17 protein-coding genes are annotated in these 23,984 nt (G+C 68.0%); 13 read left to right on the top strand and 4 right to left on the bottom strand.

Annotated elements, in window-relative coordinates; genetic code table 11:
* Positions 1–5 precede the first annotated feature (5 nt).
* From ABD301_RS25730 to ABD301_RS25720, 3 genes are read left to right on the top strand one after another with little or no spacing between them, the layout of a single operon-like run.
* Positions 6–773, top strand: a complete 768-nt coding sequence (locus ABD301_RS25730; RefSeq protein WP_344313052.1) for an enoyl-CoA hydratase family protein — start codon at positions 6–8, stop codon at positions 771–773.
* Complete coding sequence (locus tag ABD301_RS25725; RefSeq protein WP_163566819.1) at positions 773–1,378, top strand: TetR/AcrR family transcriptional regulator; 606 nt, start codon at positions 773–775, stop codon at positions 1,376–1,378. Before ABD301_RS25730 ends, ABD301_RS25725 begins: the two co-directional genes overlap by 1 nt.
* A 53-nt stretch (positions 1,379–1,431) precedes the next feature.
* Positions 1,432–2,340, top strand: a complete 909-nt coding sequence (locus tag ABD301_RS25720) for an alpha/beta hydrolase (RefSeq protein ID WP_163566820.1) — start codon at positions 1,432–1,434, stop codon at positions 2,338–2,340.
* Here the strand turns inward: ABD301_RS25720 and ABD301_RS25715 are convergent.
* A complete protein-coding gene (locus tag ABD301_RS25715; RefSeq protein WP_425551980.1) occupies positions 2,337–3,416 on the bottom strand; it encodes a Cmx/CmrA family chloramphenicol efflux MFS transporter in 1,080 nt (359 codons plus the stop codon). The genes ABD301_RS25720 and ABD301_RS25715 overlap by 4 nt on opposite strands.
* Before the next feature lie 360 nt (positions 3,417–3,776).
* Here ABD301_RS25715 and ABD301_RS25710 point away from each other — a divergent pair, with 360 nt between their 5' ends.
* From ABD301_RS25710 to ABD301_RS25695, 4 genes are all read left to right on the top strand, one after another.
* Positions 3,777–5,909, top strand: coding sequence for a protein kinase domain-containing protein (locus ABD301_RS25710; RefSeq protein ID WP_344313051.1), 2,133 nt, complete (start codon positions 3,777–3,779; stop codon positions 5,907–5,909).
* On the top strand, positions 5,896–7,266 hold the full coding sequence (locus ABD301_RS25705; RefSeq protein ID WP_344313050.1) for a serine/threonine-protein kinase: 1,371 nt from the start codon (positions 5,896–5,898) through the stop codon (positions 7,264–7,266). The genes ABD301_RS25710 and ABD301_RS25705 overlap by 14 nt, the downstream gene beginning before the upstream one ends.
* 40 nt (positions 7,267–7,306) lie before the next feature.
* On the top strand, positions 7,307–8,095 hold the full coding sequence (locus ABD301_RS25700) for an FHA domain-containing protein (RefSeq protein ID WP_163566824.1): 789 nt from the start codon (positions 7,307–7,309) through the stop codon (positions 8,093–8,095).
* A gap of 271 nt (positions 8,096–8,366) precedes the next feature.
* Entirely contained in the window at positions 8,367–12,581 is a 4,215-nt protein-coding gene (locus ABD301_RS25695; protein ID WP_344313049.1) for a GH116 family glycosyl hydrolase, read from the top strand.
* Here the strand turns inward: ABD301_RS25695 and ABD301_RS25690 are convergent, their stop codons facing one another.
* Positions 12,582–13,499 (bottom strand): SAM-dependent methyltransferase, encoded by a 918-nt coding sequence (locus ABD301_RS25690; protein WP_344313048.1) that lies wholly within the window; start codon positions 13,497–13,499, stop codon positions 12,582–12,584. It abuts the gene before it with no gap.
* A 115-nt stretch (positions 13,500–13,614) separates the two neighbouring features.
* Between ABD301_RS25690 and ABD301_RS25685 the strand changes: the two genes are divergently transcribed.
* Together ABD301_RS25685 and ABD301_RS25680 are read left to right on the top strand one after the other, a co-directional pair.
* Complete coding sequence (locus ABD301_RS25685; RefSeq protein ID WP_344313046.1) at positions 13,615–14,004, top strand: hypothetical protein; 390 nt, start codon at positions 13,615–13,617, stop codon at positions 14,002–14,004.
* Positions 14,004–14,789 carry a SigB/SigF/SigG family RNA polymerase sigma factor gene (locus tag ABD301_RS25680; protein ID WP_344313249.1) on the top strand — a complete coding sequence of 262 codons (786 nt, stop codon included), beginning with the start codon at positions 14,004–14,006 and terminating at the stop codon, positions 14,787–14,789. The genes ABD301_RS25685 and ABD301_RS25680 overlap by 1 nt, the downstream gene beginning before the upstream one ends.
* Before the next feature lie 30 nt (positions 14,790–14,819).
* Here ABD301_RS25680 and ABD301_RS25675 read toward each other — a convergent pair whose 3' ends face one another.
* Positions 14,820–15,095: a hypothetical protein gene (locus ABD301_RS25675; protein ID WP_344313045.1), complete on the bottom strand. Its 276-nt coding sequence runs from the start codon at positions 15,093–15,095 to the stop codon at positions 14,820–14,822.
* Positions 15,096–15,264: 169 nt separating this feature from the next.
* On the opposite strand from ABD301_RS25675, the gene ABD301_RS25670 reads away from it, so the two are divergent.
* Genes ABD301_RS25670 through ABD301_RS25660 form a run of 3 tightly spaced genes read left to right on the top strand, consistent with a single transcriptional unit; the run spans position 15,265 to position 17,311 of the window.
* Positions 15,265–16,473 carry a PP2C family protein-serine/threonine phosphatase gene (locus ABD301_RS25670; protein WP_344313044.1) on the top strand — a complete coding sequence of 403 codons (1,209 nt, stop codon included), beginning with the start codon at positions 15,265–15,267 and terminating at the stop codon, positions 16,471–16,473.
* A 25-nt stretch (positions 16,474–16,498) separates the two neighbouring features.
* Positions 16,499–16,873 (top strand): STAS domain-containing protein, encoded by a 375-nt coding sequence (locus tag ABD301_RS25665; RefSeq protein WP_163566831.1) that lies wholly within the window; start codon positions 16,499–16,501, stop codon positions 16,871–16,873.
* Positions 16,874–16,906: 33 nt separating this feature from the next.
* The gene (locus ABD301_RS25660; RefSeq protein ID WP_163566832.1) at positions 16,907–17,311 is read left to right on the top strand and encodes an ATP-binding protein; all 405 of its coding nucleotides are present in this window, start codon (positions 16,907–16,909) and stop codon (positions 17,309–17,311) included.
* On the opposite strand, the gene ABD301_RS25655 is transcribed toward ABD301_RS25660, so the two are convergent.
* On the bottom strand, positions 17,312–19,588 hold the full coding sequence (locus ABD301_RS25655; RefSeq protein WP_344313043.1) for a SpoIIE family protein phosphatase: 2,277 nt from the start codon (positions 19,586–19,588) through the stop codon (positions 17,312–17,314). It abuts the gene before it with no gap.
* Positions 19,589–19,745: 157 nt separating this feature from the next.
* Here ABD301_RS25655 and ABD301_RS25650 point away from each other — a divergent pair, with 157 nt between their 5' ends.
* The gene (locus tag ABD301_RS25650) at positions 19,746–23,963 is read left to right on the top strand and encodes a HAMP domain-containing protein (protein WP_344313042.1); all 4,218 of its coding nucleotides are present in this window, start codon (positions 19,746–19,748) and stop codon (positions 23,961–23,963) included.
* Positions 23,964–23,984 lie beyond the last annotated feature (21 nt).

The raw sequence follows: 23,984 nt of genomic DNA, 5'->3' as shown, positions 1-23,984 counted from the left end.
AAGACGTGTCAGACGAGCTGGTTCATTGCGAGGTGGACCGCGCGGTGGCCACGGTGACGCTGGATTCGCCGGCCAACCGCAATGCGTTGTCCAGCCGGTTGATGACCGACCTGGAGGGTCACCTTGCCGCGGCGGCAAAGGATCCTGGCGTACGAGCGGTGGTCCTGACCCACACCGGCGGCACGTTTTGTGCTGGAGTGGACCTGAAAGAGGCAAGTCAGGGCGGCCCCGCCGGCGGCACTGGGCGAATGCTGGCGCTGATGCGGAGTTTGGTCGCTATGCCCAAGCCGGTGGTGGCCCGGATCGACGGTCACGTACGGGCCGGCGGGCTCGGTCTGATCGGTGGCTGCGACATCGTGGTGGCCGGCCCGGCCAGCACTTTCGCTTTTACCGAGGTGCGGCTCGGGCTCGCGCCGGCGGTGATTTCGTTGACCACTCTGTCGCGTTTGGACGAACGGGCGGCCGCGCGCTATTTCCTCACCGGCGAGAAATTCGGAGCGGCCGAGGCGGCCCGGATCGGCATGGTCACGGTCGCGGCGCAGGACGCGGGGGCCGAGACCGAGGCCGTGCTGACCGGACTACGAGCTTGCTCGCCGCAGGGTTTGGCGGAATCCAAGGCATTGACGACCCGATCCGTGCTGTCCACAATGGATAGTGAGGGAGACCGCGTACAAGAGCAGTCGGCGCGGCTGTTCGCCTCTGCCGAGGCCGCCGAGGGAATGCAGGCATTTCTGCAGCGAAGGCCACCGCGCTGGGCCGCCGAGGCCGGCTGATGGGCAGCCCGGCCGTACGGGAGCCGCAGCAGGATCGCAGCCGGGCGACCAGGCAGCGGTTGTTGGAAGCGGCCGTGGAATGCCTGGCCGAGCGCGGCTTCGCCGGCAGCACGGTGACCGTGGTGGCCGAGCGAGCCGGGGTGTCCAGGGGAGCGGCGCAGCATCATTTTCCTACCCGCGAAGAACTTTTCCTGGCCGCCGTACGGTATGTCAGCGAAGTACGGATGCAGGAGATCGGCCGGCAGGCAGCTACTCTTGGGGCCGGGAGTCGGCGGACTGAGGCACTGATGGAGTTGCTCGCTGATCTCTACACCGGTCAGCTTTTTCGGGCGGCGCTGCATCTTTGGGTGGCCGCGGCCGCCGAACCGCAGATGCGCGAGGCGATCGTGTCGCTGGAGGCCGAGCTCGGCCGGGAAGCGCATCGGGCGGTCATCCGGATGCTCGGTGTGCCGGACACGCCCGGCGTCCGGGAAACAGTCCAAGCCACCTTGGACCTGCTCCGCGGACTTGGTCTCGGGAACCTGCTGACCGACGACAGCGCGCGCCGCGCCGGCATCGTCCGGCAGTGGGCGCGCATGCTGGACTCGACGCTGCCCAAAAGCTGAGCGTTCCTGTCGGTGCCGCCGGCTATGGTCAGAGGTAACGAGAGGAGCAGCCGATGCCCGTCGAGCCGTCCGTTCTGGCCGCGATGCAGGACATGCCACCGCTGGTGACTGAGGGTGCTTCGGTGGCCGACATCCGCGCCGCGTACCGGCGGCAATGCGTCGTGGAACCGGTGTCTGACCGGTTGCCGGTGGGCGGCGTCGAGGATCGTACGATCGGCGCCGACCTGCCGATCAGGATCTACCGTCCGCAGGGCCCCGGGCCGCATCCGACAATCGTGTATTTCCATGGCGGTGGCTGGGTTTTCGGTGATCTGGACACCCACGACAGTCCGTGCCGCGCGCTGTGCCAACAGGTGGATGCGGTCGTGGTGTCGGTGGACTACCGGCTCGCGCCGGAGCACCCGTTTCCGGCCGGAGTGCAAGACGCGCTCACCGCGACCCGCTGGGTCGCCGACAACCTCGACGAGCTCGGCGCCGATCCGGCCCGGCTGGCGGTGGCCGGCGACAGCGCGGGCGGCAATTTCGCCGCGGTGGTGAGCCAGCAGTTGCTCGATGACGGGCCACCAATCGCCGCCCAGGTGCTTTTCTACCCCACCACCGATGTTTCTCGCCGCTACCCGTCCGGACCGATGTTCGCGGACGGTTACCTGCTCGATCGGCGGGCCCTGAAACTCTTCGGGCAGGCCTATCTGACGGGTCCCGCGGACGTGACGGATCCGCGGATTTCGCCGCTGCTGTTCGACCGGCTCGGCGAGCTGCCACCGGCCGTCGTGGTCACCTCCGAGTATGACCCGATCCGTGACCAAGGGGTGGCCTATGCGGCGGCGCTGAGGGACGCCGGCGTGCGGGTCGAGGAACTGCAGTTCGCCGGGATGATCCACGGCTTCCTGACGATGCCCGGCGTGCCGGCGGCTCGCCGGGCCATCGAGGAAAGCTTCGCGCTGGTAAGAAAAATCCTCTAAACCCGCGCCCGTACGATGGCGCTGAGCACCACCGCCAAAGCCATCAGCAGCGCGCTGATCCAGAGCGGCGACCCAAACCCGAGCCCAGTGGCGAGGGCCAGCCCGCCGAGCCACGGTCCCACCGCGGCACCGACGTTGAGCGCGGCGGTGGCGAACCCGCCGCCCAGCGTCGGCGCCTCCGTCGCCAGATAGAGCACCCGGGAGACCAGAGTGGACCCGGTACCGAACGCGAACGCGCCGAGGCCGAAGACCAACACCGCGGTGACCAGCGGATTTTCCGCTGTCAGCGCGAGAACCGCCCATCCGACGAGCAGGCCGTAGCCGCCGACGGCGAGCAGCGCATGCGGCCGTACGTCCGCGATCCGGCCGCCGATGCTGACACCGGCGAAGGACCCGAGTCCGAACAGCGCGAGCATGACCGGCACCCAGCCGACCGCGAAACCGGTGACATTCGTCAAAATCGGTGCCAAATAGGTGAAAGAGCAGAAGGTCGCGCCGTTGACGAGAGCGCCCAACGTCAAAGCCACCACGAGTCGGGAGTTTGCCAGTGAGCGCAGCTCTTTCCCAAGACTGCCCCGGTTGTTCGGGGCGTGATCGGCCGGGATTGCCCGTACGATCGCGAAAACGGCCGGCACCGAGACCAGCGCGACGGCCCAGAAAGCGGCCCGCCAGCCGCCGTACTGGCCGAGCAGTGCGCCGGCGGGAACTCCGGCGACGCACGCGACAGTCACGCCGCCGACCACGATGGAGGTGGCCCGGGCCTTGGCATTCGGCGCGACCAGCGTGGTGGCGGCCGCGAGCGCAGTGGCCCAGAAACCAGCGTTCGCCAGCGCGCCCACCACACGAGTGCTGAGCAGCACGACATAGCTGCTGGTCAGAGCCCCGATGACGTGTACGAGGACAAAGGTGGCCAGGAAGGTGACCAGCGCACGGCGGCGCGGCCAGCGCCCGCTCCAAGCCGCCATCAGCGGCGCGCCGACGATCATCCCCAGCGCGTACGCCGAGGTCAACAACCCCGCGGCGGACAGGGAGACGTGCAGGTCAGCGGCGATTTCCGGCAGCAGGCCGGACAGCATGAACTCGGACGTCCCCTGCGTGAAGACCGCCAGTCCGAGCGGTAAAGGGCAAAAGGCATCACGAAACCCCGCAACTGACCGTGTTTCCAAGTTGACGCTGGGAAACACGGCCTGAGTCGTTCATTGACAGGAAGGCAGCCGGGTACGAAGCGGCCGCCGCGCGAGGACCGGCGTTCCGGTGGTGATGGTCAGGGACAGTGGCCACCGGATGGCCGGTGGCTACGCTCTGTCTGACTCGGGGCTGGACACCAGAGCAGATTAGTCAGGTGAGCCGATGGTGTCGACATAAATACAGATGCAGCCAGCTGCTTCGTGGTTGGCTGTCCGGGAGCAGATGGGGTCGAGCCGAGAGGCAGGGTTGTGCAGCCGCTGGAACCGGGGGATCCGGCGTGGGTGGGCGCCTATCGGGTGTTGGCCCGGTTGGGGATGGGCGGCATGGGCGTCGTCTACCTTGGGCGTACGCCCGGCAGCAGGCTGGTCGCGATCAAGGTGGTGCGCGGGATGGGCACCGATCCCGAATACCGCCGCCGGTTCGCTCGCGAGATCCGCGCCGCGAGGTCTGTGAGCGGCACTTTTACCGCCCCGGTGGTGGACGCCGACCCGGACGCGACCCCGCCCTGGCTGGTCACCGCGTACTTGCCGGGACTGTCCCTGGACGAGGCGATCCGCGGCTTCGGTGGGGCGCCGGTCGGCTCCGTACGGGCCCTCGCGGCCGGGATGGCCGAGGCGCTCGCGGCGATCCACCGGGCCGGCGTGGTGCACCGGGATTTCAAGCCGTCGAACGTGATGCTGACCGCCGGCGGGCCGCGGGTGATCGACTTCGGCATCGCTACCCCGGAGGACGCGACCTCGATCACCCGACCCGGCGCTTTCGTTGGTACGCCTGGATTCACCTCGCCGGAACAGATCGCCGGCGTCCGGATCGGGCCGGCCAGCGACATTTTCACCTTTGGCGCGGTGCTGGCGTACGCGGCTACCGGCACGGAGGTTTTCGGTGCCGGTAGCTGGCAGGACCGGATGGAAAGGGTGTCCGCCGGCAGGGCGGAGCTGAGCGGTGTCACCGACGGCGACCTGCATCGGCTGATTTCCCAGTGCCTGCGGCTGGATCCGCGGCAGCGTCCGAGCGCTGAGGCGGTGCTCGCACAGCTCGGCCCGAGTCAGTTTTCGTTGCAGGGCACCGGATGGCTGCCGGCCGCGGTGGCCCAGGAGATTGACCGGCGGACGGCGCTGGCCCGGCATCCGCCGTCGCCGCCGGTCGGGCAGCTGTCGGTGCTGACCGGCGAGCCGACGGCCGATCCCGTGGTGATGGGTCTGCCAACGGTGGATCCCACCATCGTGCCGGCGCCGCCGGCGCCCCGAAGCCCGCTGAGCCGGCGCAGTTTCGTCATCGGCGCGGTCGGTGCGAGTGTGCTGGCCGGCGGTGTCGCGGTCGGGCTCGCGACCACCCAGCACCGCGCTCGGCAGCCGGCCCCGTCGACGACCGAGGCAGCCAGGGCGCTGCCCTCGGTGTCGGTGCCGCTGGCGAGTCTCAAGTGGACAGTACGGCTGGGTGGCTACTTTCCTGACGTGGTCACGATGGCCGGCGGGCTGGTGCTGGTGTGGATCGACAAGACCATCCACGCACTGGACCCGGCGACGGGTCGCCAGCGCTGGTCGCGGGCCGGCTCGCGGGGCTCGGCCACCGGCGATCTGGCGTATACCTCCGATGCCACCCAGCTGCAGTTGCTGACCGCCATCCACGCGTCCAGCGGCGCGACCGCGTGGACGTACGTGGGTGAGCCCGACTACCCGGATTCCGATGTCGTCGTCGCCGGATCGGTGGCCTGCTTCGGATATGAGCGTACGCACGGCCTGAGCGTGTCCAGCGGAAGTCCACTGTGGACGGCCAACTTCGGGGCCAAGGAAGGCATCGACACGACGGCCGGGGTGGTTGTCGTTCTTCAGGACGTGTTGGTGGGGCTGGAGGCCAGCACTGGCCGCAAGAAATGGTCGTACCAGATCGCTGACGCGCTTTTCCCGCTGGCCGGTGATGCGATGGTTTTCGTCTGTGACAAGCAGGGAACCCTGCACGCGCTTCGCGCCGACAACGGCCAGCATGTCTGGCAGCGGTCCGACTACGACCTCACATCTGGATTTCAGTGCGGCAGCGGAATTCTCTACACCACCAGACCGGATGGGCAGGTCCGGGCGCTTCGGACGCGTACCGGCGAGCTGGTGTGGTCGCAGCAGGTCGGTCACGGCGAGGGCCGAGTGGCTGGTACGAGCAATATGCTCACGCTGACCGGGACGATGCTTTATGTTGCGGGCACTGACAAGATGACGTACGCGCTGGATGCCACCTCCGGGCGGGTCCTGTGGACTTACGCCGCTGACGTCATGCACAACGGTGGGCCGGTCGCCGCCGGCGCGCTGGTGTTCATCGGGACCCGGGACGGGTCCGTGCAAGCCATCAGCCCGCCGACGCCCGTGGGAGCCGCCAGTGCAAGCCCTTGAATTCGGGGATCCGGCCTCGGTCGGCCGTTTCCAGGTGCTGGCCCGGATCGGTGCCGGCGGCATGGGCACTGTCTACTTGGGACGGTCGCCGGCCGGCCGGTCGGTGGCGGTCAAGGTGGTGCATCCCGTGCTCGCCGCCGATCCGGAGATTCGGGACCGATTCCGTCGGGAGGTGTGGGCCGCTCAGGCCATTGGCGGCGCCTTCACCGCGCCGCTGGTGGACACCGACCCCGATGCGGCGGTCCCATGGCTGGTCACCGAGTTCCTGCCGGCGGTGTCTTTGCGTGATGCCGTACGGGATTTCGGCGTGCTGCCGCCGACCGCGGTGTGGCCGTTGGCGGCGGGCCTGGGCGAAGCGCTGGTCGCGATTCACGCGGCCGGGGTTGCCCACTTGGACCTGAAACCGTCGAACGTGCTGCTGACCGCGGACGGTCCGCGGGTGATCGACTTCGGTATTTCCCGCCCGAGCGGGGAAATCTCCGGACCGACGCTGCCAGCTGGATCACCCGGTTTCATGTCGCCGGAGCAGGTGGGCGGCCGAGCGCTCGGACCGGCCAGTGACGTCTTCTCGCTGGGATCCACCCTCGCGTACGCCTGCACCGCGATGGAGCCGTTCGGCGAGGGACCGCCGCACGTGAAGATGTTCCGGATCGACCACGAAGTCCCACCACTGGTAGGGATTGCCGACGAAAACCTGCGAATTTTCCTGGCCAACTGCATGATCCGGGAACCGGCCGGTCGGCCGACGGCGGTGCAGCTGACCAGCTACTTGGCCTCGGTGACCAGGTCCAGCGGGTCGTCTTGGCTGCCGCCAGCCGTGGTGACCGAAATCGATCGGCGCGCGAGCGAGGCCCAGAATCCGCCGGTGGAAAGGGCGATAGGTCCGCGGATGGCGGTCGAGATGCCACCGCGTCGGCGGATGAGCCGGCGGGCGCTGCTTTTCGGCGGCATCGGCGGCGCGGTCGTGCTGGCGGCCGGTATTGGCGTCCCAACGCTCTACGCCCTCGATACGAAGCCGAAGCCAGCGCCTACCCCGAAACCCACCCCCAAACCGACCGCCTCGCCGGCGGCCGTGCACACGCTGGAGTTCTACTTCACCGGCAACGTCGCGCTCACTTCGGTCACGTACACCGTGAACGGGCAGGCGATGACCCTGAAGAACGTCAGGCTGCCGTGGCGGCAAGTGGTGAAGTTGCCTTCTGGGAAGGGAAAGAACACCTGGCAGCTGACGTATGGCTTCCCGCCGGGGGAGATCCAGCACCGAGTCCTGGTCGACGGTTTCCAGGTGACCACCGGTGTCGACGGGGTCTCCGGTCAACAGGGCAGCGGCAAGGACAGCGGCTACACGTACACCTGAATCGGGACCCCTCCCGGATGGCGGCGGTTAGCCTGCATTCATGACGCTGTCCATCCCGGGATCGTCGAGCAAGGTGACCTTGCTGCCGAAAGACGCCCGCAGCCTCGCCGGGGGCTTGCCGCCGGCCGCGCCCGGCACGCTGTTCGTGCTCGGCGTGAATGGCGGGATGAGCGTCGCACCGGATGCCGGCTTCCGGGTGGTTTTCGGCCGCAACGATCCTGCGGTGCACGTCTGCGTCGGTGCCGACGATCCGCACGTCAGCCGCGAGCACGGCTACATCACGTACGAGCGATCCGGCTGGGTCGTGGACAACGTGGGTCGGATGCCGATTTGCTTTCCCGGGCCGCGCCTGCTGCTGAGCGGCCACCGCGAACACCTGCCGGTCGCGTACACGCCGTTGTTCATTGTCGGACCGCGGCGCGAACACCTCCTGGAGGTCCGCGTCGCCGGTCGCGCCAGCACCAACCCGGCGTCCGCGTACGAGCTGAACACGATCGATCCGGACGCGCATTCTCTCAGTCCGGTGGAAAAGCTGGTGCTGGTCTGTCTGAGTCAACGCTATCTGCGCTCCGACCCCCAACCGCAGCCGCTCACGTGGGGACAGGTCGCCAGCGAGCTGGCGGAGGTGCGGCCGACCGAAGAATGGGGCGTCCGCCGGCTCGGGCACGTCGTCGGTAAGGTCCGGCGTCGGCTCAGCCCGATCACACCCGGCCTTTTGGAAGAGGAAGTCCCGCCACCAGTGGGCAACGCGCTGAACCACAATCTGATCACCGCGTTGCTGGTGTCGGGCACCCTCACCCCGGCAGACCTGGCCCTCCTCGAGGGCTGAGGTTGCCAAGGCCACACTTTTGCTGCCACTGCACACGTCGCGTGCTCATCGACTGCCGCGCTGGAATGAGTGAATCCAACGCCGGAATTGCTGACGGCCGTCCCTTTCGGGGCCGAAGTCTGCTTTCCCATTCTTGGACGATGGTCTTGTGTGGGATTTCCCGAGCCGCCCCGACAGCCGTTGACCCGATGGCCATCCGGCGGCTAGCCTCCACGCGCGGAAAACGATTTCTAGCGTGGTTGTCCCGCATTTTCTCAGGAGGCCGACCGTCATGGATCCGACTCAGCCGAACGACCCGTACTGTTGCGACGGCCCGAAGGGTGCGCGACTGCCCATCGGCGCGGTCTCACGGCGGGCGTTCCTCACCTCGTCGCTGTCGGCGGCGGCTTTTGGGATTCTGGCCAGTCGAGCCGACGTGGCCGCCGCCTTCTCGGCGCGGCCTGACCAGATCGAGCGGATCGGCGCACCGGCCGAGCTGGACGCGGTGACCGCGAAGGCGTTGACCGACCGCGGCGTGCCGACAAGTTGGTCCGGGGCCGCGTTGGCGCACATCGGCATGCCGGTTGGCGGCATCACCACCGGGCAGCTCTACCTCGGCGGCGACGGCCGGCTGTGGTGGTGGGACATCGACAACGGTCCCACGCTGGTCGCGCCTGGCGCCAACGACTGCGGTGGCCCGCACTATGTCGCGCCGGCGTCCTACCTCGACCGCACCACGTACGCGCCGCGGTTCCGGCAAGGCTTCGTCATTCGTACGGTGTCGGCCGGCCAGACGGTGACCCGGGCGCTGGACTCCACCGGGTTCGACCCGGCCGGCATCACCTTCACCGGTCGCTATCCGCTCGCCCACGTCGACTACCCAGCCGGCGGTTTGCCGGTCAGCGTCTCGCTGGAGGCATTCAGCCCGTACGTGCCGACCAACGTCGACGACTCCGAGCTGCCAGCGACGGTGATGGCGTACACGGTCAAGAACACCTCGACGCAGCCGGTCACCGTCACCCTGGCCGGGTGGAGCGAGGCGCCGGTGTGCCTGGCCAGCCGCAATACGCAGCCGGTCCAGCTGCACGGCCGCGGTTTCACCGTCAGTGGTGGCGCCGGGGTGGAATTCAGTGCCACCGACCCGGGTGACTTTGTCTTTGAGGACTTCGAAACGGCTCGCTATGTGGGGTGGACAGCGACCGGAACGGCATTCGGCGCTGGCCCGGTGACCGTTGGATCGACGCCGGCCTACCTGAGGCGTTTCGGCGATTTCCAGCAGATCGGTACGCATTTCGTCACCTCGCACAACTTCATCGCGGCCGGCGGGGACCTGGCCACCGCTGACTCGTACACCGGGACGCTGACCAGCGCCGCCTTCACGATTTCCCACAATTACGTCCGGGCCCGGGTCGGTGGCGGCAACTGGCCGGCCGAGGAATGCCTGAATGTGGTGGTGAATGGCACGGTCGTCGGCTCGGTCACCGGATCTACGCCTGGGACCGGAAACGGCACCGAGCAGATGGTGGACCAGTGGATCGACGTGTCCGCCCACAAAGGACAGTCGGCCACTATTCAGATCGTCGACTCCAGGCAGGGCGCCTGGGCACATATCAACGTCGACCAGATCGTCTTCACGGACCACGCGCCGGACATTCTTTTCGAGGACTTCGAAGCGGGAACGTACGCTGGTTGGACGGTGACCGGGACGGCCTTCGGCGCCGGACCGGTGGCGGCTTCTTCGGTGCCGGACGGGATGAAGCGCTTCGGTGACCTCAACGCGAACGGCACGAACATCGTGACGTCGTATAACTATCGCGCCAACAGTGGTGATCCGGACTCCTACACCGGCACTTTGACCAGCCAACCCTTCACGATCAGCCGCGATTTCGTACGAGCGCGGGTCGGCGGCGGCAACTGGCCTGGACAGGAATGCGTCAACGTCCTTGTCAACGGTACGGTCATCGGCTCGGTCACCGGAGCCGGCGCGGGCGTTGGCGACGGCACCGAGCCGTTGATAGAGCAGTACATCGACGTGTCCGCCCACAAAGGACAGACGGCGACCATCCAGATCGTCGACTCGCGGCAGGGCGCGTGGGCGCACATCAACGTCGACTACCTCGGCTTCACCGACACCCGTGCGGACATCGTCGTCGATGACTTCGAATCCAGCACGTACGCGGGATGGACGGTGACCGGGAACGCGTTTGGTGCCGGGCCAGTGGCCGTCGCTTCGGTGCCGGACGGAATGAAACGCTTCGGCGACCTCAACGCACACGGTGCGAACTGGGTGACCTCATACAACTATCGGTCCAACAGCGGTGATTTTGACTCGTACACCGGCATGCTCAGCCGGACTTTCACCGTCAGCCGGCAATATCTGTCCCTGCGGGTGGGCGGTGGCAACAAACCCGGCACCGCTTGCGTGAATGTCCTGATCAACGGCACGGTGATTGGCTCGGTTACCGGCGAGGACACCGAACTCCTGAAGCCGCGCGTCATCAGCCTCGCTGGATATCAGGGACAAACCGCGACCCTGCAGATCGTCGACAACGCGCAGGGCGGGTGGGCGCACATCAACGTCGACTACATCGTGCAGACCGACCAGCCGCCGACCCAGGTTTTCAGTCGTATCCCCGACCAGGGCACGTTCGCGATCACCGCGCTCGCCGCCGGCGCCGACGCGCATCCGGCGCTCAGCCGGTCGGCGACGGTGGACGATATTTTCGATTCACCAGACGGAACGGCCGACACCGCTCCCGGGCAGGCCGGGCCGGTCGGTGCCGTACGGGTGCCGGTCACGCTCGCGCCGGGCGCATCCGCGACCGTACGTTTCGCGGTCACCTGGCGGTTTCCGGTGCCCCGGCGGGACCTTTTCGCGCTGCTGGCGGACGCCGACACACTCACCCACCACTACGCCGGCCGCTTTGGCTCCGCGCAGGCGATCGCCGGCTATCTTGGCACAGACCTGGCTCGGCTGGAGGCGACGACCCGCTCGTGGGTGGACGCCGTCTATGACAGCTCCACGCTGCCGTACTGGTTCCTGCAACGAACCATGAGCCCGGCGTCCACCGCGGCCACCTCGACCTGTTACCACTTCGGCAGTGGCCGTTTCTACGCCTTCGAGGGCGTGTATTCCTGCGACGGAACCTGCGAGCACGTCTGGTCGTACGCGCAGTCCATCGCCCGGCTTTTCCCGTCGCTGGAAAGGGATACCCGAGAGCGGGTGGATCTCGGAGTCGGCTTCCACCCGGACACCGGCGCGATGGGTTTCCGGGCTGAGTACGACATGACCACGGCGGCCGACGGCGACTGCGGCACCATGCTGCGGATTTACCGCGAACACCAGATGGCCCCGGATGCCAGCTTCCTGCAGCGAAACTGGCCGACGATCAAGGTCGCGATGAACTACCTGATCGGTCAGGACGGCAATAACAACGGGATCCTGGAAGGAAAGCAGCACACCACTCTGGACGACGACTGGTACGGCGTCATTCCCTGGATCAGCGGCCTTTACATCGCCGCCCTGCGGGCGGTGGCGGCGATGGCGACCGAGATGGGCGATACCGCGTACGCGAACCAGTGCACGACCCTGGCGACCGCGGGCAGCAACTACCTGAACACGAACATGTGGAACGCCCAGTACGGCTACTACATTCAGAAACCCGACACCTCGCACGGCCAGACGCACAGCAGCAACTGGGGCAGCTACATCGACCAGATGTTCGGGCAGATGTATGCCTCGCAACTCGACCTGCCGCGGGTTTTCCCGGCGGACAAGGCGCAAACAGCGCTGGCGAACCTGTTCCGCTACAACTTCATCGCGGACCCGGTGGGTTACCTCAGCACCAGTCCGGCCGGCAGCGGTGCGCGGACGTACGCGGCGAAGAACGAGCCGGGGATGATCATGTCGGTGTGGCCGCACGGCGTCAGCCCGGACGCCGGCGGCGGTTGGATCGGCTGGTATTTCAACGAAGTGTGGACCGGCCAGGAATACCAGGCGGCGGCGCACATGATGGCCGAGGGGCTGGTGTCGCAGGCCCTGTCGGTGGTGAATGCGGTGCATGCCCGCTACGACGCGGTGAAACGCAACCCCTACAACGAGATCGAGTGCGGGGACCACTATTCCCGGGCGATGGCGAGCCACGCCGTTTTCCTGGCCGCGTCCGGGTATGCGTACCACGGGCCGCGCGGTCATCTCGGATTCGCGCCGAAAATCACCCCGGAGGCATTCCAGACCGCGTTCACGGCGGCGCAGGGCTGGGGTTCCTATCGCCAACTCCGGGACGCCACCTCGCAGACCTGTCAGGTCCAGGTCCGCTACGGGCAGGTCACACTTTCCTCGCTGGCCTTCGAAACCGCCACCGCCGCAACGACGGTCGCGGTGACCCTCGCGGGTCAACCGGTCGCCGTAGCGCAGAAGACCGTGACTGGGACGCGGGTGGACATCACGCTGGCCAGCCAGGTTACCGTGGCCGCCGGCCAGCAGCTGGAGGTGGTCCTGAGCTGATCAGCTCTTCACCGCGTAGCAAGACTGTTCGATATCGGTCACCGGCAGCCTACTTCCAGATGGTGCGACGTAGCGGGCGGTGAACTCCTTGCCGCCCAGCTGCTCTTTCACCATCCAGGAGTAGTCGGCGAGAAATCCTTCGACCTGGTCCGGGTTCATGCCGAACTGCCAGAGACGGTTCTTCATCACGAAGTCCAAGTAGGCGCCCTCGGCGCCGTAGAGCGTGATGCCGTCGAGGAAGTCCTTGCGGACGTACGTGAAAACCAGCTCGCTGCCAGCCGATGCCTGGGAGAGAAAGGTGAAACAGCTCCGGACGGCGTCTTCGGTCAGGTACTGGGTGACCGCCTCCCAGACGAAGAAGGTCCGGCCGCCGGACCGGTAGCCGTGCGCGGTCAGCACCTCGCGGAGGTTCTCCTTCTGGAAGTCGATCGGCACCAGCGTCACCGTGGCCGGCATCTTCCCGAGCGCCCGGGTCACCGCTTTTTTCTTGTACGAGATGGTGTCCGGCTGGTCGACCTCGAAAACCGCCGTACCGGCTGGGACAGGACGGCGATAGGCGAGAGTGTCCAGGCCGGCGCCGAGAATGACGACGTTGTCCACGCCGGCGGTGACCGCGGCCCGGAGCTTGTCGTCGACATACCGCTTACGGCACAGCATTTCCGCCCACAGGCCCTTCGCCCGCGACTCGGTGGCGTTGAAGAGAGCGCGCCGCGCGGGTTCCCACCGGGTCAGCGACACGATGGCTCGGGTGGCGGCGGGCAGGAAGCCGTACGCCAGCTTGTCCTCATGTATCCGGTGCTCCTGGGGACCCCACTGGGCGGCCGCGACGATGGTCATCGGGCCGACGGCCGTACGGGCGGCTGGGTTCGGCATAGCTGGTCCCTGTTCGTCCTTTCCGGCTTCGCGCGGTACGGCCACCGGCGACTTTATCCTTGATAACAGGCAGCTCAGTAGTGGGTCCGGAAGGGAATCCGGGTCGCCGCGCGGAAAGCCCCGTTCGGCGGTCCGTCGTGCGGCGCGCTACGGTTTTGAGGTGGATGTTCCCCAAGCGGTCGAGGTGCGAGTGCCGGCCGAAGCGACCCAACTCCCGGTGTTGCGAGCCGTGGCCAACACGATCGCCATGCGGGAGGACTTCGACCTGGACGCCATCGCGGACGTGACGATGGCCGTCGACGAGCTGTGTTCGCAGCTGATCGTACGGGCCGCCGGCGAAGCCGTGCTGGTGTGCCGGTTCATTGTGGACAGTGACCGGATCACCCTGCATGGCAGCGTGGGAGCCAAAAAACCGGATCCGCTCAGCGTCACCTCGTTCGGGTGGCGAGTGCTGTCCACTTTGGTCGACTCGGTGCGGACGTGGGCCCAGGAACCGGCGGAGCTGCACATCGAGGCAGTCAAGTCTCGCGGCGGGGTGGCCGCAGGGTGATGGCCGCGGATGCCGGTCAACCGAATCAGCCGCGCGACTACACCGACCTCGAACCGCTCTTCGTCGAGCTGGGCGGCCTCGCCGAGGAGGACCCGCGGCGAGCGGACGTACGCGATCGGCTGGTGACCGAATACCTGCCGGTCGCCGAGCACGTGGCGCTGCGGTTCCGCAACCGGGGCGAGCCCCATGACGACCTCGTACAGGTGGCCCGGCTGGGACTGGTGAAGGCGGTGGACCGGTTCGACCCGGCGCACGGCAGCGATTTCCTGTCTTTCGCGGTGCCCACGATCATGGGCGAGGTGCGTCGCTACTTCCGGGACGCCAGCTGGGCCGTACGAGTGCCGCGGGGCGCCAAGGAACTGCACTTGGCCGTTAGCTCGGCGGCCGCCGAGCTGTCCCAGCGGATCGGGTCCGCGCCGACGCCGACGCAGCTCGCCGAGCACCTCGGGATGAGCCTGCAGCAGGTGTACGAGGGTCTGGAGGCCGGCCGGGCGTATCACGCGGACTCGCTGCAGGCGCCGGCCCCGGGATTCTCCGCGGACACCCCGCTCGCCGAGACGCTCGGCGAGGAGGACAGCCGCCTCGAGCTGGTGGACAACCACGAGGCGCTCAAGCCCTTGTTGGCCGCCCTGCCCGAGCGGGAGCGGCGCATTCTTTTGCTGCGGTTCTTCGGAAACCTCACCCAGACCAAGATCGCCGAGCAGGTCGGGGTGTCGCAGATGCAGGTCTCCCGCATCCTTGGCCGTACGCTCGAACAACTCCGCGAGGCGCTCGCGCAGGACTGAGCAGCGGCCGCCGCAGGCGCGTACGGCTGCTCAGCGGTCTAACCTGGCTCGCAGTTCGGGGAGGAAATCGGGGTCGGCGACCGCGAGATCTCGAAGGTCCAGGTCGTGCGGGAGTTCCTCGGGGATCCACGTTTCCAGCAGCAGGATCAGGGCCTGGTGCACCAGGTCGTCTGGATCGGGCCCGCCGAGCAGCGCGACGACCGGCTCGTCCAGGCCCAGTAGGAGATGGCGGAGTACGTCTCCGGGCTGGATGACCGCGAGATACTCGCCGATGCCGTACGGGTGGAGCTCGACTGGGGACTCCATGGCGGGCCACCCTTTCCAGACCTGGCGACGTTCCGCGGCGGATACCCGATCTGCGCTGGGGCAAACGCACGCGCCCAAACTTTTTCTTAGAATCATCGCGAATAACGACAAATCGCCGACTTTATGGAGGTTGTCGTCCGGTTTGCCACGAACGCGGTAACCTACCGCCGTGCCGGCGCAGTCATCTCCGGGGGCCGCTGACCGGCTTCGCCAGATCGAGTCCGTGACCGACCCGTCGTTGGCCCGGCTGGGGCCAACCGAGTTGATCAACGAACTGCTTGCCCGGGTGTTGGAAGCGTTGTCCGCCGACACCGCGGCTGTGCTGCTGCTTGAAGATGATGAGCTTGTCGTGACCACCGCTCGCGGTCTCCAGGAGGAGCGCCGGGCGGGCATCGGAGTCCCGACGGCTGGCAGCTTCGCCGGCCAGGTGGTGGCGGCCCGCCGACCGCTGGCTCTCGACGACGTGAGCCCGGCCACAGTCCTTGACCCGGTGCTGCTGTCGGCTGGGATCCGGACCCTGCTCGGCGTCCCGCTGGTGGCCGCGGACCGCCTCCTGGGTGTGCTGCACGTCGGCCGGCTGGCCCAGGTCGGCTTCACCGACGAGGACGCCGACCTGCTGCAGATGGTCGCCGACCGGGTCGCGTTGGCGATGCAGACCGAGCTGAGCCGGGAGGACCGCAGCGCTGCCCAGATGCTGCAGCGGAGCCTGATGCCGGCGCGGCTGCCGGAAGTCCCGGGACTGCGGCTCGCCGCGCGGTATGTGCCCGGGGAGGGCGAGAACATCGGCGGCGACTGGTACGACCTGTTCACCCTGCCATCCGGGCGGTTCTGCGTGGTGATGGGAGATGTGGCTGGTCACGGCCTCGCCGCGGCAGTGGTGATGGGACGGCTCCGCAGTGCGCTTCGGGCGTACGCGCTGGAGTACGAGGACCCGGCCGAGGTGCTGCAGCGGTTGGATGCGAAGGCGAGGCACTTCGAGGCCGGTTCGATGGCCACCGTGCTCTATGCCGTCTTCGACACGGACCTGCGCCGGGTGCGGATCTCGCTGGCCGGCCACTTGCCTCCGGTGGTGGCCGGACCTGGCCAGCCGGCCAGGGTCGCCGACCTGCCGGTGGACCCGCCGGTCGGCGTTCTGGCCGCGGCGCGCAGACGTACCAGCACGGTGGAACTGCCCGCCCGGGTGATGGTGGCGTTCTACACCGATGGCCTGGTGGAACGGCGCGGCGTCTCCATCGACGCGGGCATGGACGCGCTCTGTCGGGCGGTCGTCGACGCGGACCCGGAAGAGGTCTGCGCGGCCGTGATGGCGAGCATGCTTGGTCGGACCGCACCAGCGGACGACGTGGCGTTGCTCATTCTGCGTAGGCGCGCGGGCTAGGTGCCGGGTACGGCAGGATGTGACCATGAGCTTCGGTGAGTCGCCGCCCGTCTCGGGCGGCCGGACAGACATCACGGTCCGTGTGGACAGCGCCGACGGGATGACGACGGTCAGCGTCGCCGGCGACCTGGACATGACGACCACTCCCAAACTGCAGCGGATCGTCACCAAGGCGCTGGACGAAGGCCCCCAGACGCTGGTGCTCGATCTGGACGAGGTGAGCTTTCTCGGCTCCGACGGCATCGCCGTGCTGCTGCGCTGCCATCAGTACGCCGGCGCACGGATCAGCTTCCGGGTGGTGACCGCCAACCCGGTCAGCCTGCGGCCGATGCAGTTGACCGGTATCACCGACGTGGTTCCGATCTTCGCGACCCGGGAGGAGGCGCTCGGCGCTGGCTGAGGGCTCCCGTCCACTCGCCGTCGCGAGATCGACATGATGACTGACCTGCATCACCGAGTGCCGGCCACGGCCGGCGAGCTGCCGGCTCTGCGACAGGCGCTGTCGCTGTGGTCCGGGCGAGCTGGCGTCGGCCCGGAGGCGGTGATGTCGATCGTGTTGGCGAGCTACGAGGCGATGGCGAACGTCGTCGACCATGCGTACGCACACAGCGCCGGCGTTCTGGACATCAGGGCCGCGCTCACCGACACCGGCGGGGTCATCGTCACGGTGACCGACTACGGCCACTGGCGGCAGCTCCCGGTCGACCCGGGCAACCGCGGCCGCGGCCTGCTGTTGATGCGCCGGCTGGCCACCAGCACCGAGGTCGACGCGACCGAGGACGGGACGTCTGTGCTGCTCTGGTGGTCTCTGGAGACCCTCAAGAAAATGGACAGTTAGCTACTCGCGGGGGTGTGCCTGGAGGGCGAGGATGCAGGTGTCGTCTGTGGTGTCCCCGATCTGAGCGGTCATCAGGGTGTCGACGAGGTCCCCGACGCTGGGCACGGGCTTGCTGGCCGTACGAACGAGGTCGGCCAGTGACTCGTCCAGGACGACCCCACGCCGTTCGATGAGGCCGTCCGTGTAGAGGACCAGCGTGTCGCCGACCTCCAGGACCAGCGTGGACTCCTCGTAGTCGGCGGCGTCGCTGGCGCCGAGCAGGATCCCGCGAGGTTGGCGGAGCAGGGTGGCGATGCCATCCCGTACGAGCATCGGCGGCAGGTGTCCGGCCTTGGCCCAGCGCAGCGTACGGGTGGCCGGCGCGTACAAGCCGCAGACGATGGTCGCGGTGGTGCCCGCGTAGAGGCCGATCAACATCGTGTTCAGCAACGCCAGCAGCCGACCCGGGCCGGCGCCGGTGATGGCCAGGCCGCGCAGGCCGTTGCGCAGCGCGACCATGGTCGTGGACGCGGTGATGCCGTGGCCGGAGACATCGCCAACGGCGAACAGCACCTGGTCGCCGGGGAGCTCGGCCGCGTCGTACCAGTCGCCGCCGACGTTGTGCTCGTCCACCGGCGGCCGGTAGCGCATGACTGCCTCCAGACCGTCCAACCGGAGCGGCCGGTCGGCCGGCGGCAGGATCGCCCGCTGCAGCTGCAGGGCGATCCTGAGCTGCTCCTGGACCTGATCCTCGGTGGTGGCGAGCTGGTCCTGGGTCGCGGACAACGCGATCTGCGTGTGGTAATGCTGAGAAATATCCTGAAAGGTGCCGCGGACCAGCGTCAACTCACCGGTCGCGGTGAGGACCGGCTCGGCGGAGGCCCGGATCTGCCGGAGCGTGCCGTCGTCGCGCAGGAAGCGGAGGTTTGTGCTGGCGCTCTGCTTTTGCTGCAACAGCAGGTCCAGGAATGCCGACAAGTACGGCACGTCGTCTGGATGGACCTGGGTGCGCAGCTCCTCCGGGCTGGGGGCCGCGGTGCCCGGCGCCAGGTCGAAGAGCGCGTACGTGTAGTCGGTCCAGGTCGTGCGGCCGTCCACCGGCGTGTACTCCCAGCCGCCGATCCGGCCCAGCCGCTGCACGTTGGCGAGCACGTCCGCGAGCCGGTCGGTGGTGTCGTGCGGACGCCAGCTGACCAGCAGCCCGTCGACGAACCGGGCGACCCGCAGGTTGACGACCCGCGGCGATCCGCTGCCCGGGGCCAGCGCGGTCATCGGCAGGTGGTCCAGCTGGTAAGGCACTCCTGTACGAAGGACAGTCTGGAGATGGTCGAACAGCGGCTGCGTGACCAGGCCCGGGTAGAGCGCCGTGAGCCGTCGCCCGACCAGCTGGGTCGACGGCCGGCCGGCCGGGTCGGCGAACCGTTCGGTGACGTGGCTGACCTCGAAGTCCGTGATGGCAGTGCCGTCTGTGTCGGTGTAAGCGGGGCGTACGAACAGGCCCGAGTCCAGGACGCCGTCCAGGACCGCGTATGGCCACCCATCCGGGTCGGTGTGCAACGTCGGGTCGCCGGATCGCAGGTCGAGCGTACGGGCGCAGACGTCGGCCAGGGTGGAGAGGTGTTTGCGCAGGCTGGCTGGGAAGTCCTTGATCGGCGCCGGCCAGCAGACCTCCAGGACGCCCAGCACGGTGGTCGGCCCCAGCAGCGGCAGCACGGCCCGGCCGCCGAGCCATCCACCGGTGAGTGCGACGCCGTCGGCGGCCTCGCCCGCGCTGCGCAGCCAGATGGGCTCCCGGCGGCGGGCGACCTGCTGGCAGAGGGTGTTGATCATCGGGCCCGGCACGTGCTGCCACCGGCTGGCCTCGCCGCTGGTCAGGCCGGCCTGACCGACCAGCTCCAGGGTCCCCTCCGGGCTCAGTCGCCACAGGATCGCGCCGGCCGCGTTGGTGCCCCGGCTGACCTCCTCCAGGACGGCGTCGGCGATGGCCGCGCCCGAACCGGCCGTGCTCACCGTCGCCTCGGCCGCCGGCAGCTGGACGGTCAGCCGGTCGGCGACCGGCGCACCGGCGGCCTGGTCAACCAGGTCCGCGGCCAGTTCCTCGGGTCGTACGCCCGCCTGTTTGGCCAGCTGGGAGAGCTGCTGCGCGGCTTCGGTAGGCGTACATGCGAGCTGCTCGACGAGCACGCCGCAGGCCCAGGCGACCAGCTTGTCGGCGGCCTGGGCGGCCCGCAGAGCCTCGATCTCGACCTGCTGTTGGGCGACCGCGGCAGCGAGCCGGGAGACGTCCTCAGACGTCACAAGGACCGCCGGGGGACATGACCTGTGAGCGGTCTTCTGAAAGGCTGGGACCTACAAGACGGTGACCGCACGCCCAGAAGGGTGCCCTCGCCCGCCGCGAGGCGCAAGGGGACACGACCGGGCGACGCAGCAGAAGAGGGCGTTGGTGACGGAACAGATGACTGATACCGACCTCGGTACGGCGGGCCGGCGGGAGTCCGAGCCGGCGCTGGCGGACCTCCGGCTGCAGCAACTGCTGGCCGGGCTGACGGCCGTACGAGACGGCGACTTCGGCACCCGCCTGCCGCTGGTCGGCGACGAGCTCACCGACGAGATCGCCGCGGTGTTCAACGGCATGGTCGACCAGCTCGACCTGTTCACCTCCGAGGTCACCCGGGTGGCCCGGGAGGTGGGTACCGACGGCAAGCTCGGCGGCCAGGCCGACGTACCAGGAGTCTCGGGCACCTGGAAGGACCTCACCGACTCGGTGAACTTCATGGCCGGCAACCTGACTGAGCAGGTGCGATCGATCGCCCAGGTGGCGACCGCGGTGGCCAACGGCGACCTGTCGCAGAAGATCACCGTGGACGCGCGCGGCGAGATCCTGGAGCTGAAGAACACCCTGAACACCATGGTCGACCAGCTGTCCGCCTTCGCGGACGAGGTTAGCCGGGTGGCCCGCGAGGTGGGTACGGACGGGCGGCTCGGCGGCCAGGCGCAGGTGCCAGGCGTCGGCGGCACCTGGCGGGCGTTGACCGACTCGGTGAACTTCATGGCCGGCAACCTGACTGAGCAGGTGCGATCGATCGCCCAGGTGGCGACCGCGGTGGCCAACGGCGACCTGTCGCAGAAGATCACCGTGGACGCGCGCGGCGAGATCCTGGAGCTGAAGAACACCCTGAACACCATGGTCGACCAGCTGTCCGCCTTCGCGGACGAGGTCACCCGGGTCGCCCGCGAGGTCGGCACGGACGGCCGGCTCGGCGGCCAGGCGGACGTCAAGGGCGTCTCGGGCACGTGGAAGGCGTTGACCGAGTCGGTGAACGTCATGGCGAACAACCTGACCAACCAGGTCCGGTCGCTCGCCGAGGTCACCACCGCGGTCGCGAAAGGCGACCTGTCGCAGAAGATCCGGGTAGACGCGCGCGGTGAGATCCTGGAACTCAAGGAGACCATGAACACCATGGTCGACCAGCTGTCGGCCTTCGCGGACGAGGTCAGCCGGGTGGCCCGCGAGGTCGGCACCGAGGGCATCCTGGGTGGTCAGGCGACCGTACGAGGCGTCTCCGGCTCATGGAAGGACCTCACCGACAATGTCAACGTGATGGCGTCCAACCTGACCAGCCAGGTGCGGTCGATCGCCCAGGTCGCCAGCTCGGTGGAACGCGGCGACCTGTCGAAGAAGATCACTGTCGACGCGCAGGGCGAGGTCGCGGCGCTCGCCGAGACGATCAACACGATGGTGGACACGCTTGGCGCCTTCGCCATCGAGGTCACCCGGGTCGCCCGGGAGGTCGGCACCGAGGGCATGCTGGGCGGCCAGGCGCGCGTGCCGAACGTCGCCGGCACCTGGAAAGACCTGACCGAGAACGTGAACTCGATGGCCAACAACCTCACCAACCAGGTGCGGAACATCGCCGAGGTCACCACTGCGGTCGCCCAGGGAGACCTCAAAAAGAAGATCGACGTCGACGCGCGCGGCGAGTTCCTGGAACTCAAGACGACGGTCAACACCATGGTCGACACGCTGAGCGCTTTCGCTTCGGAGGTCACCCGAGTCGCCCGCGAGGTCGGCAGCGAGGGCCGGCTCGGTGGCCAGGCCGAGGTCGAGGGCGTGTCCGGCACCTGGAAGCGGCTCACCGAGAACGTCAACGAACTGGCCGAAAACCTGACCCGGCAGGTCCGGTCCATCGCCGAGGTCACCAGCGCGGTCGCGACCGGCGACCTGACTCGTACGATTTCGGTGGAAGCGCCAGGAGAGCTCGCCGAGCTCAAGGACAACATCAACTCGATGGTGGAGTCGCTGCGAGACACGACGACAGCCAACATCGAGCAGGACTGGCTCAAGACGAACCTCGCGCACATCAACAGCCTGATGCAGGGCCAGCGGGTGCTGACCACCGTCGCCGGCGTGATCCTGGATGACCTGGTGCCGCTCGTACGAGCGCAGTACGGCACGTTCTTCCTTGCCACCACTGGCGATGACGGGCGTACTCAGCTGGAGCTGATCGCCAGTTACGGGCATCACGAGCACTCGGTGGAACCGCGTACCCGCTTTGCCGTCGGCCAGTCGCTGGTCGGGCAGGCGGCGCGTACGCGCAAACCGATCCTGGTCACCGACACGCCACCTGACTACCTGAAGATCTCGTCCAGTCTGGGGCAGGCGCCACCGGCCACCCTGATGGTGCTGCCGATCCTGTTCGAGGGGCAGACACTCGGTGTCATCGAACTGGCTGCCTTCAACGCGTTCACCCAGGTGCACCGCGACTTTCTCCAGCAACTGACCGAAACCATCGGTGTCAACGTCAACGCGATCGTCGCCAGCTCCCGTACCGACGACCTCCTGGAGGAGTCGCAGCGGCTCGCCGCCGAACTTCGCGCCCAGCAGGAGGAGCTGCAGTATTCGAACGCGGAGCTGGCCGACAAAGCGGCCCTGATGGCCCGGCAGAATCACGACATCGAGATCAAGAACATCGAGATCGAGCATGCCCGGCGGGAGATCGAGGAACGCGCCCAACAGCTCGCGCTGGCCTCGAAATACAAGTCCGAATTCCTCGCCAACATGTCACACGAGCTGCGTACGCCGCTGAACAGCCTGCTGATCCTGGCCCGGCTGCTGTCCCAGAACTCGGCCGGCAACCTGTCCTCCAAGCAGGTCGAATACGCGACCGTCATCCATTCGGCCGGATCGGATCTTCTGCAGTTGATCAACGACATCCTGGACCTGTCCAAAGTGGAGGCCGGCAAGATGGCCGTGCACGCCGAGTCGGTTCCGGTGCGGGATCTGCTGGAATACGTGCAGGCCACTTTCCGACCGCTGACGCTGGAAAAAGGCCTGGAATTTGCCATTGTCGCCGAGTCGGACGCGCCCACCGAGTTGGTGACCGACGAACAGCGGCTGCGTCAGGTGCTCGGAAACCTGTTGTCGAACGCGGTGAAGTTCACCGAAAAGGGCCGGGTGGAGCTGCGTACGAGGCGAGCCGACCCGGCCGAGTTGCCGGCGGCCGCCGCGGACCGGCCCTTCGTGGTCTTCTCGGTGGTGGACACCGGGGTGGGCATCGCCGAGGAGAATCTCGCGACGATCTTCAACGCCTTCCAGCAGGCCGACGGCACCACCAGCCGGCGCTACGGCGGCACCGGCCTCGGCCTGTCCATCGGCCGGCAGATCGCGGCCCTGCTCGGCGGCGAGATCAGGGCGGTGAGTGAGCCGGACCGGGGGAGCACCTTCACCCTCTACCTGCCGGTCGACGGCATCGACGCGGCCGGCCTCGAAAGTGTGTCGGCGGGCCTCGCCGGCGGCGAGGTGGTCGCGCTGGCGCCGCTGGAGCAGCCGTTGGTGCTCGTCCTGGAGCCGGCCGAGAACCGGTTGCTCTCGGTGCTCGCGCACAGCGCGGCCAGCACCGCGAGCCGGGACGGCGCCGCCGTGGTCAGCACGGTGAGCGACAGCCGGGAGGCGGTCAAGGTGCTGCGCGGCGGCCATTACGGCTGTGTGGTGGTCAACCTCGACGAGCCGGCCGGCGCGGCGCTGGACCTGATGGAGCCGCTCGCGGCCGAGTCCGACCCGCCGGTGGTGCTCGCCCATTCCAGCCAACCGCTCGCCGCGGCGCAGCGGGAAGTGCTGGAAAACCTGCGAAAGATCCACCCGGTGGAGGTGTTCGACTCGCTCGACCAGCTCCGCCGCCGGATTGTCGCCTGCCTGTCCGTTGCGGACACGACGGTGGTCGAGGAGCCCACGCTGGCCGAGGTGCGGCCGGCGGTCACCGAGCCGGCGCCGGCCGGCCAGTACGAGCGGCTGCGCGGCCGTACGGTGCTGGTCGTCGATGACGACAGCCGGAACGTGTTCGCGATCACCGGCGTCCTGGAGCTCTACGGGATGACCGTCCTGCACGCGCCGAACGGGAAGGAAGGAGTCGCGGCCGTACTGGCGCATGACGCCATTGATCTGGTCCTCATGGACGTGATGATGCCGGAGATGGACGGCCACGCGGCGACCATCGCGATCCGCGAGATCCCGCGCTACGCGAAACTGCCGATCATCGCGGTGACGGCCAAGGCGATGGCCGGTGACCAGGAGAAAAGCCTCGCCGCCGGAGCCACCGACTACGTCACCAAACCGGTGGACGCCCAGGACCTGCTGACCCGGATGGACCGGTTGCTCAACGTTTCGTCGGGATGAGCGGGTTTGGCGGCGACTTGG

It is taken from the genome of Fodinicola feengrottensis (assembly GCF_039530045.1).
GTDB lineage: Bacteria > Actinomycetota > Actinomycetes > Mycobacteriales > HKI-0501 > Fodinicola > Fodinicola feengrottensis.
The sequence above is the reverse complement of the archived record's forward strand: the minus strand, read 5'-3'. Positions and strand labels throughout refer to the sequence as shown.